Origin of the sequence: Pseudomonas edaphica (assembly GCF_005863185.1) — a bacterium.
GTDB classification, from domain to species: Bacteria; Pseudomonadota; Gammaproteobacteria; order Pseudomonadales; family Pseudomonadaceae; genus Aquipseudomonas; species Aquipseudomonas edaphica.
In genome coordinates, this window is the sequence record NZ_VBVZ01000154.1 from 1 (window position 1) to 11,759 (window position 11,759).

The window sequence follows — 11,759 nt, forward strand, 5'->3', positions numbered from 1 at the left end:
GGAAAAGACTCAATTCTGGACTTGTTTTTGGGGTGTTTCAAGAGCAAAAAAGGGGTAATTCTAAGCAAGGCTATTGGATTCTACCCAAAGCCAATGGACGAACGAACAAACCCACCTTGTGCTTAACAATAGGGTGATTTACAACGTAAAAGCGAGGCTACTCCTCTTGGGTTGGTGATTACTCGCTCTACCATCCAACCCGATAGCCCCGCTCTTTTTCAAGATGGGTGTCAGATCAACTTTTAAAACAGCCACAGTGGCATTGCCATTGCCTACGGTGGCATTTGTGCTTTCCAGCAGGTTATGGAGATGCGTGTCGTGACCACCATCGGCATAATTTCAGACCAAACCGTCCTCGCCGCGCTCAGCACTGATCGTGCCGAACACTACAGGCTTACGATCACAGCCGCGTGAACTTGTCGCTTTTAGAAGATGAAATGACGCTTAGACGTATGACTGTGGCGGATTCAAGACGAGAACGGTCGTCCTTGAATGAAAACGTTCACACGGACGTTGTTTACTTCCTGAACCTCACTTAGGGAGATCCGCCGATGAAACTCGCACCGAAGTTGTATGCCGCTGTGCTCTGTTTGGGTCTTGCCAGCCCAGCCATTGCAGCCACCGAGCTCAAACATTGGCCGGCCCCCGTGGCAAAACAACTGGACACGATGATCGCTGCGAATGCCAACAAGGGCAATTACGCCGTATTCGACATGGACAACACCAGTTACCGGTATGACCTGGAAGAGTCCTTGTTGCCGTATATGGAGAACAAGGGCCTGATCACGCGGGACACCCTCGACCCGTCGCTGAAACTGATGCCGTTCAAAGATACTGCCGAACACAAGGAAAGCCTGTTCAGCTACTACTATCGCCTCTGCGAAATCGACGACATGGTTTGCTACCCGTGGGTGGCACAGGTGTTTTCAGGCTTCACCCTCAAGGAGCTTAAGGGCTACGTCGATGAATTGATGGCTTCAGGCAAGCCAGTACCCGTCAGCTACTTTGAAAACGGCGTGGTGAAAAATACAGAAGTCCAGCCGCCGAACATTTTCACCGGACAGGTCGAGCTTTACAACAAGCTGATGGAAAATGGCATCGACGTTTATGTGATGACCGCAGCCTCCGAAGAACTGGTGCGCATGGTCGCGTCGGACCCCAAGTACGGCTATAACGTCAAGCCGCAAAACGTGATCGGTGTAACGCTGTTGCTCAAGGATCGCAAGACTGGCGAGCTGACGACAGCGCGTAAACAGGTGACTGAAGGTAAATACAACGAGAGCGCAAACCTCAGCCTGGAACTGACTCCCTATCTTTGGACCCCCGGTACATGGATGGCCGGAAAGCATGCGGCCATCCTGACCTATATCGACGAATGGAAAAAACCTGTGTTAGTGGCTGGCGACACCCCCACCAGCGACGGTTACATGCTGTTCCATGATGTTGACGTAGCCAAGGGCGGTGTCCATCTATGGATCAACCGCAAGGACAAGTATATGACGCAATTGAACGGCATGATTGCCAAGCATGCAGCGGCTCAGGCTAAAGAAGGGTTGCCGGTGACGGCGGACAAGAACTGGGCGATCGTTAAACCCGCCGACATTCAGTAGTGAATAATCAGTCGTGACAAGCACTCAAGTTTCTGCAGTACTTTTTACTGCAGTTAACTACAAACAAGGATGATCCGTCTCAATAAAAAGACTTCCCGAAGAATCATTTCAGGTGAAGCAATGACACTTTTCAATCACCAAAGGAGCACATCATGAAACATATAATGAAGTGGAGCATGATCGCGTTGGTTGCTACTACCGCCCATCATCAAGTTGGTATGGCTGCTCCTTTTGTGAGCAATCAAGCGGATGCCAAAGGGTTTGTAGAGGGCAGCAAGCTCGACCTACTCCTTCGTAACTACTACTACAACCGGAATAAAACTGCAGGTGGCGTTGACGATAAAGACTGGACGCAGGGGCTACACGGCACCTTAAAGTCTGGCTACACGCAGGGCACCGTGGGTGTCGGTATAGATGCTTTTGGTTATCTGGGCCTCAAGCTCGACGGTCAAGATAAGTACTCGGGCTCAGGCAACTTGAGCGTTGATAGTCGAGGTAGGAACCATGAAAGCTTCGGCAAGGCCGGGGCTGCCCTGAAAGTCCGTATTTCCAAGACTGAGTTGAAAGTCGGTGATCTGCAGCCGAACACCAGCCCGGTATTCGCGGTCGGCGGGTCTCGCCTGCTCCCGCAAACGGCCAGTGGTTTTCAATTGCAGAGCAGTGAGATCGATAACCTTGATGTCGAAGCAGGCCATTTTTACTCGTCCACCAGCCAGGATGAAACCAATCGAGATGGTAATCTTTGGGCGTATTACGCTCACGTCGACGCCAAGACAGTCGATTACGCGGGTGGCAGATATGCCATCAGCGAGAATCTGATCGCATCGCTTTATGCGTCAAAGTTTGAAGACATCTGGAAGCAATACTACGCCAACCTGACTTACATTTTTCCATTGGCGGATAGTCAGTCCATTACCTTGGGCGGCAACATTTACCGCACTACCGACACCGGCCAAGCCAAAGCAGGCGATATTAACAATACGGCTTTTTCCCTGAGTGCTGCCTACGCCTTCCTCAAGGCTCACACCCTTACTGTTGCTTTCCAGAAAATCAATGGGGATACACCTTTCGACTATATCGGCGTCGGCGACAATGACCGTAGTGGTAACTCAGTGCTCCTCGCCAACTCCATTCAGTATTCTGACTTCAATGGTCCCAATGAGAAGTCCGCGCAAGTTCGTTATGACATTAAAATGGCAGAGTATGGCGTCCCTGGCTTGAGCTTTATGAGCCGTTATATCAAGGGCTGGGACATTGATGGCACGGGTCTGCACGGCAACAGCGTCTATCGCAAAAGAAATGGCTCACCGCTATATGGTGCAGACGGCAGACACCATGAAACCAACCTTGAGGCCAGGTATGTAGTCCAGTCTGGGCCGGCTAAGGATTTATCGTTCCGCGTTCGCCAAGCTTGGCACAGCGCAAATGCTGACCAAGGGGAAGGTGATATAGCTGAGTTCCGGTTGATCGTCGATTATCCGATTCCAGTTTCTTTCTTATAAAACCTCGAATGCCCCAAGCGCCCACGCCGTCGTTTTTTCACATAAAAAGGTCGCTTTCAAAAAAAATATCGGCAAGCCGTCAATAAAATAAATCAACAAACAATGACGCTCAACACTTCACCATCTTATATAAAACCATGCACATGGCAGGGTCCTACCCATGACAGACGCCCCTAAGTTTCATCGCCGCACCTTTATAAAAGGTACTGCCCAACTTACTGCAATGGCGGGTCTTTCCGGACTTCTGCCGGAAACCATACGCCGCGCAATGGCCATTGAACCAGACGTCCGCAAAGGTACGATTGAGGATGTGGACCACATCGTTATTCTGATGCAAGAGAATCGCTCTTTCGATCATTACTTCGGTCACCTTAACGGCGTTCGCGGATTTAATGATCCTCGAGCGCTCAAGCGTAAAGATGGTCGCTCGGTGATGTACCAGTCCGACAAGAAAAATGATTACTTGCCCTTTCATTTCGACACAACAAAATTCAGTGCCCAGTGGTCGACAGGTCAACACCACGGCTGGTCGCCGTTTCATGGTGCGTGGAACAGAGGTCGCAACGACTTGTGGGCAGAGGTCCAGCTCCCAACGACCATGGGCTATTTCAAGCGCGTAGACATTCCATATTATTATGCGCTGGCAGATGCCTTCACGTTGGGCGAGGCTTATCATCAATCCATGTTAGGGCCCACCAACCCTAATCGTCTTTATCATATGACGGGACGCGCCTCGCCCTTAGCGAATGGTAAAGGTGTTCATACCGACAACGACATGGGGGATGGGTCCATGGCCTCGCCTTTAGGGCCCGGGGGTAACACAATTGATTGGATGACCTACCCCGAACGCCTGAGCAAAAAAAATATAAATTGGCGCATCTACCAAGAAGGTGGTTATCGGTCGTGCAACGTTTTTAAGTTAGGCGATGTTGTTAGAGGTGCGTGGGACGAGGGAAATCGTCATGTTCCTATCGTCGGTGGGATCGTACTGGGGGCCGCAGCATCAATTGCAAACTTCTTTGCACTTCCCTTTCAAGGGAGTTGGGTAAATTATATCCAGGAAGATAACAATTACGATTGCAATGCCCTCGCCTGGTTTAAAAATTTTAAAAATTTGGAAAAGACGCCTGAGTCAGACCTTTGGCAGCGAAGCATGATTGCCAGGGGCATAGGCAAGTTACGCGAAGATGTGCAAAACGAAACCCTACCTTCGGTGTCATGGATCGTTCCACCGTTCAGTGCCTCCGAACATCCACATTGGGGCCCATCTTTTGGCGAAAACTATGTCGCCAGAATACTGGAAGCCTTGACTAGCAACCCCAAGATATGGGCCCGTACGGTATTTATTGTCAACTACGACGAAGGCGATGGTTTCTTCGATCATGTTTCCCCTCCCATACCGTATTGGGACACGCAATCAGGCAGTTCAGCGGTCAGCACCGAAGGGGAGATTGAAGACCAATTCAAACAACCCATTGGCCTGGGGTTCCGCGTACCGATATTGGCAATCTCTCCCTGGTCACGAGGGGGGAAAGTTAGCGCTGAAGTCTTCGATCATACCTCGGTCCTGCAATTTCTCGAAAAACGCTTCGGCGTTATGGAAGAGAATATTTCCCCGTGGCGCCGCGCAGTTTGCGGTGACCTGACATCTCTGTTTGACTTCAGCGGGCAACGCAAAACCGATGTCCCGGCGGATCTGACAAACCTTAGCCAGAGCAAGGCTCGGCAGGATGACGCGTACTGGAAACAGTATTACCGTCAATCCCCCTATTACATCGCACCTAGCTCATTGCCTGGTCAGGAAAAAGGCCAGCGTGATGCGCTTGCCGTTCCTTACCAATTGCACGCCGATGTCAGTGTCGCGGCCTCAAACGGCGCCCTGATACTGAACTTGAAAAATGATGGCAAAGCCCTGCCGAGCAATCCATTCGGTCGCTCTGCTGCAGTCTTTCAAATTCACTCCAATGAAGTCGGTGAGCCGGGCTTCCATACCGTGACCAGCTACGACATTGATGCCGCCACCAACCAACCCAGCACTGCGCAAGCAACCCGGGTGAGTCTCACCGACAGAGTCAAACCCGATGGCCGTTACGACTTTGAAGTTCATGGCCCCAACGGTTTTTTCAGGTAGTTCACAGGCAATAATCTGCAAGCAAAACATATGGCTCGCCCTGAAGTAACCACACGCTACAGCGACCAGAAAATTGAGCTGGTAATTGTCAATACGGGAACGCTGGATTGCACGGTAACCGTGAAACCCAATGCGGCTTACAAAGGGGACCCAGAGCGCAGTTATGCGCTCAAAGCCGGGGCCAGCACCAGCGACACATGGTTATTGCGCCTCAGTGATGGCTGGTATGACTTGACGCTTACCGCCACGAACACTGAAACCAACTTCTCCCGCCGCCTCGCCGGGCATGTCGAAACAGGCAAGCTCAGCCGAACAGATCCGTTGTTGGATATCAAGCCTTCCTGAACAAGTGATTTATCGGCTGAGAACGCCCACTTCTACACCTGTGGCGTTTATGAACCGCTCTTTGAATGAAGAACGAACCCGCCATTTTTCAGTTTCGCAGAGGCATTTATGATTGACGCTCAAACGTTATCATCGCTGGCGCAGCGTATCGGAGCCTTTTCGCAAACCGCCGAATCTCTTCCGGAGCCAGAACGCAAGCAAACAGCGATGCATTTGATTGAAGCCATCGAAAATGTCGTAGCTCAAGGGGCTGATTTACACGCAGCCTACGAGTACGCCCAGCAACTGACGATGCATATCGAATCGAGCTCCAGCTCTCTGGAAGCTCTGAACTATCAGGTCTGGAGAAAACTCAAGGACAACTACACCCCACCTCCCGCGCCCACTGCGGCTCAGCGTGAACAGATAGAAATCTATTCCAAAGCGTCCGAGCAGATCATCGACGAAGTGCTGAGTTCGACCGAAGGCGAAGAGGCGCAGCACGTGCTTATCGAAGAGAAGCTCAGTACGTTACGCAAACAGGTCTTTGGCATAGAAGAACCCCAGTTCTTGCTTCAATGAAGTGGCACAGCCATCCAGGAGTCATTTAACAATGAAAACCATTTTTCTAGTGCTATGTGGCGTGCTGGTTGCGTACCTGCTTGTGGTTCGCCAGTGGACGGATCAGGTTTCCGTGGTGACTCCCACAACGGCCTCAACCCCGTCGATAAACACGATCGTGTCTCTTGCTTCGCCAGAGGCCGAGAGCCAAACACTCACTTCGCTAGCACCACCATTCGCAACGCTTTCACCCGCACAGCGCAGCCAGATCGCCGAGCGCTCGATCAATGAGCTCAAAGCTGCCATCAGCACGGGTGCAGATTTGGAAACCGCCTACGCACAGGCCCAGCAGCTGACACCCTACATAGAGGCAGATCCCAAGCTACGAGAGGCATTGGACTACAAAATCTGGATGGATATGAAGAGCAACTATATCCCTCCTGCCCCACCCACCGCAGCCCAACAGCAGCAGTTGGACGCTTATCGATTAGCCTCGGACAAAGCGATTGATGAGGTTCTTGATACCGTCGACACAGACGAAGCGCGACGTATCGCCATCGAACAGAAGCTCAGTGCATTGCGTCTGGAAATTTTCGGAGAAAGTGCGCCACAACCTTTGAAGCATTGACCCTGGTTTTTATAGAACCAAACACCACCAGACAACGGGTGCAGAAAACCGCTGATGAATACACCCGACTCACTCACATTGACCACACAGGTCATTGACTGGCTGGTGGCCCACGGGCATCTGAAAGCTGCCGAGGTCGCCCAGGCTCGGCACTTGGAAGCCGATGACAAAAAAACCGAGCTCATCGAGTTGTTGATTCGGCTCGGACGCCTTTCGGAGCAGGATCTGGCCATCGCCTGGTCGACACTGCTTGAGGTCCCCTTGCTGGGCAGTGTCGATGTTGCGCCCACGCAAGACAGCCCGCCAGAGGTATCACCGCGTTTTCTCAAACATTATGGCGTGGTCCCCCTGCCGCCTTTTGATACAGGGCTGCATGTACTGGCCTGCAACCCGGTGAGCCATTATCCGATTCAGGCTCTGGAATATGCCTGCCAGGCCTCTGCACGCGTGTCGATCGGCGTGCGCAGTGAAATCGAGCAGCTAATCGAACGTTACTACGGCCAAGGCCGCTCAGCCATGGGCGCGCTAATCGAAAACCTCGAAGAAGGGAGCGAAAAAAACGACGACATTGAACACCTCAAAGACCTGGCCTGCGAAGCGCCGATTATTCGCGTGGTCAACCTGCTATTGCAGCGGGCGGTGGAGCTTGGGGTCTCGGATATTCATATCGAGCCTTTCGAGAACCAGCTCAAGGTCCGTTATCGCATTGATGGCACCCTGCACGAAGGTGAAGCGCCTCCGGTCAGTTCTTCGGCGGCGGTTATCTCGCGGATCAAGATCATGGCACGCCTGGATATCGCTGAACGGCGGCTACCACAGGACGGGCGCATGATGCTGAGGATTCAAGGCAAGGAGTTGGACCTGAGGGTATCGACAGTACCTACCCGCCACGGTGAGTCCGTGGTCATGCGATTGCTGGACCGGGAGGCAGTCACCTTCGATTTCCCCAGCCTGGGATTCGATGGCCAGCGACTCCAACAGCTGCTTGATCTGCTCGAACGCCCCCACGGCATTCTGTTGGTAACCGGCCCCACGGGCTCGGGCAAAACCACTACCTTGTACACCGCACTGACTCGGCTCAATACCACCGAGCGCAAGATCATCACTGTCGAAGACCCGGTGGAATATCAACTGGCCGGAGTTAATCAGATTCAGGTCAAACCGGCGATCGGCCTGGACTTTGCCTGTGTGTTGCGCTCGATCGTCCGGCAGGATCCCGACGTAATCATGATTGGCGAGATACGCGACCTGGAAACCTGTCGGATCGCCATCCAATCGTCTCTGACCGGCCACCTTGTATTGTCGACACTGCATACCAACAGTGCCGCAGCCAGCATCACGCGGCTGTTGGACATGGGCGTGGAGCGCTACCTGATCGCCTCAACCGTCACCGGCATTCTGGCGCAACGCCTGGTGCGTCGACTTGACCCCCAGTGGCGCGAAGCCTTCGTCGCGCCGCCTGAGCTGATTGCCGCCCACCATTTGGATCGCTACACCGATGAGCGTCCGATCCGCCTTTATCGTCCCCGGGCCGATGCGCCTGGTACAGGCTATCGCGGACGCAGTGCAATTACCGAGTTGCTGGTGATGGACGAACAGATACGCTCGCTGTTGATGCGTCATGCCGACGCGACCACCCTCGAACAGGCAGCGCGTGCCGCCGGCTTGCGCACCCTGCATGAAGAAGGATTACGCCAGGCACTGACAGGTATCACCTCACTGGAAGAGGTGTTGCGCGCAACGCGCAATGATTAGCCATGGAACAGTATCGATATAAGGCACTGGATGCAGACGACAAAACCGTGAGCGGAATCCTCAAAGCCGAAAATCCGCAATCAGCGGCAGTGCAACTGCAGGAGCGTGGGTTGCTGATTCTGCAATTACAGCGCTCCGGCAACAACGCTGGTTTCGTCCGCCCGAAAGGGTGGCACAAAGAGCATCTGAGCCGCGAAGCACTCACGCGTTTTACGCAGCAACTTGCAACGTTGCTGGAAGCCGACCAACCCTTGGAACGGTCGTTGAGCCTGTTGGCTCGCCAGCCCGGTGATCCCCTGGCCCAGCAACTGATCGAACGCATTCGGGATCGCGTCAAATCCGGACAGACACTTTCGGCAGCCATGTCCATTGAGCAACAGCCGTTCAGCGCGTTGTACCTGAGCCTGGTGCATGCCGGCGAAGCCGCCGGTGCACTGGACGAGAGCCTGGCACAACTGGCGCGTTACCTGGAGCGGATGCATGCCATTCGGGCAGAGGTGATCAATGCCTTGATTTACCCGGCCTTCCTGGTGGTTGGGGTCTTGGGTTCGCTGGTGTTGCTGCTGGCCTACGTGGTGCCGCAGTTCGTGCCCATTTTTAACGACCTGGGAGTTCCGGTCCCCCTGCTGACCCAAATCATTCTTGACCTGGGCGAGTTTCTTGCCCGCTACGGCCTGCATCTGCTGGCAATCCTCCTGGGATTGGCCTGGGCCACCCTGACCTACATGAGCCGCCCCGCAAACCGGCTGAAATGGCACAGGCGCCTGCTGCAATCGCGCCTGGCCGGTAGGTTGTTAAAACGCCTGGAAACGGCCCGCCTGGCGCGCACCTTGGGCACCTTGCTGACGCACGGGGTGCCATTGATCCACGCACTGGACATCTGCCAGCAGGTGGTGAACAACCTGGCAATGAGGACAGCGGTTGAAAATGCCACGGCAAAGGTCAAGGACGGCCGCAGCCTGTCGTCGGCGCTGGAAGCCGAACAGCTGTTACCCGAGCTGGGAATCCAGATGATTGAAGTGGGTGAAGAGTCCGGCAGGCTCGACGCCATGCTGCTCAAAGTCGCAAGCATTTTCGACGATGAAGCCAAGCGCAGCATCGACCGCTTGCTCGCCGCCCTCGTTCCCAGCCTGACGGTGGTCATGGCCGCATTAGTGGCCGTGATCATGTTGGCCATCATGCTGCCGCTGATGAGCCTCACCAGTAATATTTAACCGGAGATCGTCATGCAAAAAGCTCGCTCGTGTCCCAAACAGCAAAACGGTTTTACGCTGCTGGAAATGCTCGCAGTCATTGTTCTGCTCGGTATCGTTGCCACCATTGTGGTACGTCAAGTGGGCGGCAACGTCGACAAAGGCAAGTACGGTGCCGGAAAAGCACAACTGGCCAGCTTGTCGATGAAAATCGAGAGTTACGCACTTGATCTGGGCAGTCCGCCACAGAACCTGGCCGACCTGAATATCGCACCTGCCAACGCCACGCGTTGGAACGGCCCATACGCCAAGGCCAGTGACCTCAAAGACCCGTTCGGCCATGCGTTTGGCTATCGCAAGCCCGGCCAGCACGGCTCATATGATCTGATTTTTTACGGTCAGGATGGCCAGCCCGGTGGCGATGGTTACAGCAAGGACCTGGGCAATTGGGAATAGTCATGCCCACTGCCAAACCGGCTCAACAGGGGTTCACCCTGATGGAGATGTTGGTGGTACTTGTCATTGTTGCCGCAGGCTTCGGCCTGCTGGCTTCCAGTATCTCCGAGGGACTCAAAAGCGCCAAGGAGCGCCAGGTCAAACGGGACCTGAGCCTGGCATTGCGCCAGGTCCGCAGTCAGGCCATTACCTCTGGCCAGCCTGTATCTCTGCAATTGGATGTAGTGCACAACAGCTATCAGGTGCCCGGCCAGCCGATACACCTTTTACCTCGCGACACGAACCTGCGCCTGACGACAGCCGCTGGCCCGGATGATCACACGGGCATTGTCATCTTCTACCCCAATGGTGGCTCCAGCGGCGGACACCTGTACGTGTCGCACGGCACACAGCAGTCACGCATTGATATCGAATGGCTTACCGGGCGCGTCAGTTGGCGGGACATCCATCAACCATGAACATCTCACACCCGTCTCAACGTGGCTTTACCCTGCTTGAGCTGCTCGCGGCGATTGTCGTCCTGAGTATCGGTTTCACTGTGCTGCTCAACACGCTGGGGCATGCCACCCAAGCCTTGGCGCGCGACAAGCAGGTCACGCAGATGGCCCTGGCGGCAGAGTCGATTATCGACGAACACGCCGAAGCGTTGAGCCCGATTGCGCTGTTGGAGGGCACGCTCGACGGCATGCAATGGCGTCTGACCGCAACACCGCTTGCCGGTAACGACAGCATTGCGCTTTCGCGCCTGGAACTGCTGCTGCAAGTGGGCAGCCGGCAAGAGCGGTTTGTCACCCTCCGAGCGTTTGGGCGCCCGGCAGGCTTGGCGCAATGAGACGCCATGCCCAGGGGTTCACACTGCTGGAAGTACTGATAGCACTGAGTTTTCTCGGTGTGTTGATAGTCTTGATCGGCTCGGCCCTGATCGCCGGCAACCGTATGCTGGGGTTGAGCGAACAACAGGCTGATCGTCTGACGCAGGTCAGGACCGCGCAGCGCTTCCTACGCAGCGTACTCCAACAGGCCCAGGACTTGCGTTACAACACCGATGCTCAGGTCTTTGAAGGCACACCGCATTCCATGCGTTTTTTTGCCCCTCTGCCTGACCAACTGAGCGGTGGAATGAAGGTGTACATACTCGAATACGTTGAGACCTCCGGCACGCTCCAGATACGTTTCAACCAGAACATCGCGGACGGCCAGCCACCCTGGGGCGACACCCAAATACTCATGCGGGAAGTAAGCGGCCTGCACTTGAGTTACAAGGGCCTGGACCCCGACCAAAACCCCACCGGCTGGCTGGACCAATGGCCGTGGCCACAAAAGCTGCCTCAGGCTGTGCGCATCGAAGTCGATACCGACAGGGGAACCCTTTGGCCAACGCAAGTCGTCGCATTGCGCCTGGCCACAGAGGTGACCCCATGAAGCGCCAACGTGGGGCTGCGTTGCTTATGGTCCTTTGGGCCCTCGCCCTGCTGGGGCTGATTATGGCCGGCGTGGTCGACACCTTGCGCCTGGAAAACCGCCAAAGTGCATTCTCTCTGCAACAAACCCATGCTCGATTGGCCGCTCAGGCCGGGTTGGCGTTGACGATTCAGAGCC

At 54.5% G+C, this 11,759-nt stretch carries 12 protein-coding genes and 1 pseudogene; all 13 read left to right on the top strand.

From position 1 onward, the window contains the following. Positions 1-551 precede the first annotated feature (551 nt). A complete protein-coding gene (locus tag FEM54_RS12400) occupies positions 552-1,610 on the top strand; it encodes an HAD family hydrolase (protein WP_138451135.1) in 1,059 nt (352 codons plus the stop codon). Positions 1,611-1,762: 152 nt separating this feature from the next. Beyond that, positions 1,763-3,112, top strand: coding sequence for an OprD family porin (locus FEM54_RS12405; RefSeq protein WP_138451137.1), 1,350 nt, complete (start codon positions 1,763-1,765; stop codon positions 3,110-3,112). Between the two features lie 160 nt (positions 3,113-3,272). Beyond that, the gene (locus FEM54_RS12410; RefSeq protein ID WP_138451139.1) at positions 3,273-5,243 is read left to right on the top strand and encodes a phosphocholine-specific phospholipase C; all 1,971 of its coding nucleotides are present in this window, start codon (positions 3,273-3,275) and stop codon (positions 5,241-5,243) included. Between the two features lie 30 nt (positions 5,244-5,273). Beyond that, on the top strand, positions 5,274-5,588 hold the full coding sequence (locus FEM54_RS12415; RefSeq protein WP_138451140.1) for a phospholipase domain-containing protein: 315 nt from the start codon (positions 5,274-5,276) through the stop codon (positions 5,586-5,588). Positions 5,589-5,696: 108 nt separating this feature from the next. Further along, positions 5,697-6,149 (top strand): phospholipase C accessory protein PlcR, encoded by a 453-nt coding sequence (locus FEM54_RS12420; RefSeq protein ID WP_138451142.1) that lies wholly within the window; start codon positions 5,697-5,699, stop codon positions 6,147-6,149. Positions 6,150-6,180: 31 nt separating this feature from the next. Continuing rightward, positions 6,181-6,756: a phospholipase C accessory protein PlcR gene (locus FEM54_RS12425; RefSeq protein ID WP_138451144.1), complete on the top strand. Its 576-nt coding sequence runs from the start codon at positions 6,181-6,183 to the stop codon at positions 6,754-6,756. A gap of 54 nt (positions 6,757-6,810) precedes the next feature. Continuing rightward, positions 6,811-8,511: a GspE/PulE family protein gene (locus FEM54_RS12430; RefSeq protein ID WP_138451146.1), complete on the top strand. Its 1,701-nt coding sequence runs from the start codon at positions 6,811-6,813 to the stop codon at positions 8,509-8,511. 2 nt (positions 8,512-8,513) lie between these two features. After that, positions 8,514-9,725 (top strand): type II secretion system inner membrane protein GspF, encoded by a 1,212-nt coding sequence (gene gspF / locus FEM54_RS12435; protein ID WP_138451148.1) that lies wholly within the window; start codon positions 8,514-8,516, stop codon positions 9,723-9,725. 12 nt (positions 9,726-9,737) lie between these two features. Next, entirely contained in the window at positions 9,738-10,160 is a 423-nt protein-coding gene (gspG, locus tag FEM54_RS12440; RefSeq protein ID WP_138451150.1) for a type II secretion system major pseudopilin GspG, read from the top strand. 2 nt (positions 10,161-10,162) lie between these two features. Continuing rightward, positions 10,163-10,618, top strand: coding sequence for a GspH/FimT family pseudopilin (locus FEM54_RS12445; protein ID WP_138451151.1), 456 nt, complete (start codon positions 10,163-10,165; stop codon positions 10,616-10,618). Further along, positions 10,615-10,992 (top strand): type IV pilus modification PilV family protein, encoded by a 378-nt coding sequence (locus FEM54_RS12450; RefSeq protein ID WP_240792736.1) that lies wholly within the window; start codon positions 10,615-10,617, stop codon positions 10,990-10,992. The genes FEM54_RS12445 and FEM54_RS12450 overlap by 4 nt, the downstream gene beginning before the upstream one ends. After that, positions 10,989-11,582 carry a prepilin-type N-terminal cleavage/methylation domain-containing protein gene (locus FEM54_RS12455; RefSeq protein ID WP_138451153.1) on the top strand — a complete coding sequence of 198 codons (594 nt, stop codon included), beginning with the start codon at positions 10,989-10,991 and terminating at the stop codon, positions 11,580-11,582. The genes FEM54_RS12450 and FEM54_RS12455 overlap by 4 nt, the downstream gene beginning before the upstream one ends. Continuing rightward, a pseudogene (locus tag FEM54_RS12460) lies at positions 11,579-11,759 on the top strand (hypothetical protein); the annotation flags it as partial. The gene FEM54_RS12455 and the pseudogene FEM54_RS12460, both read left to right, overlap by 4 nt.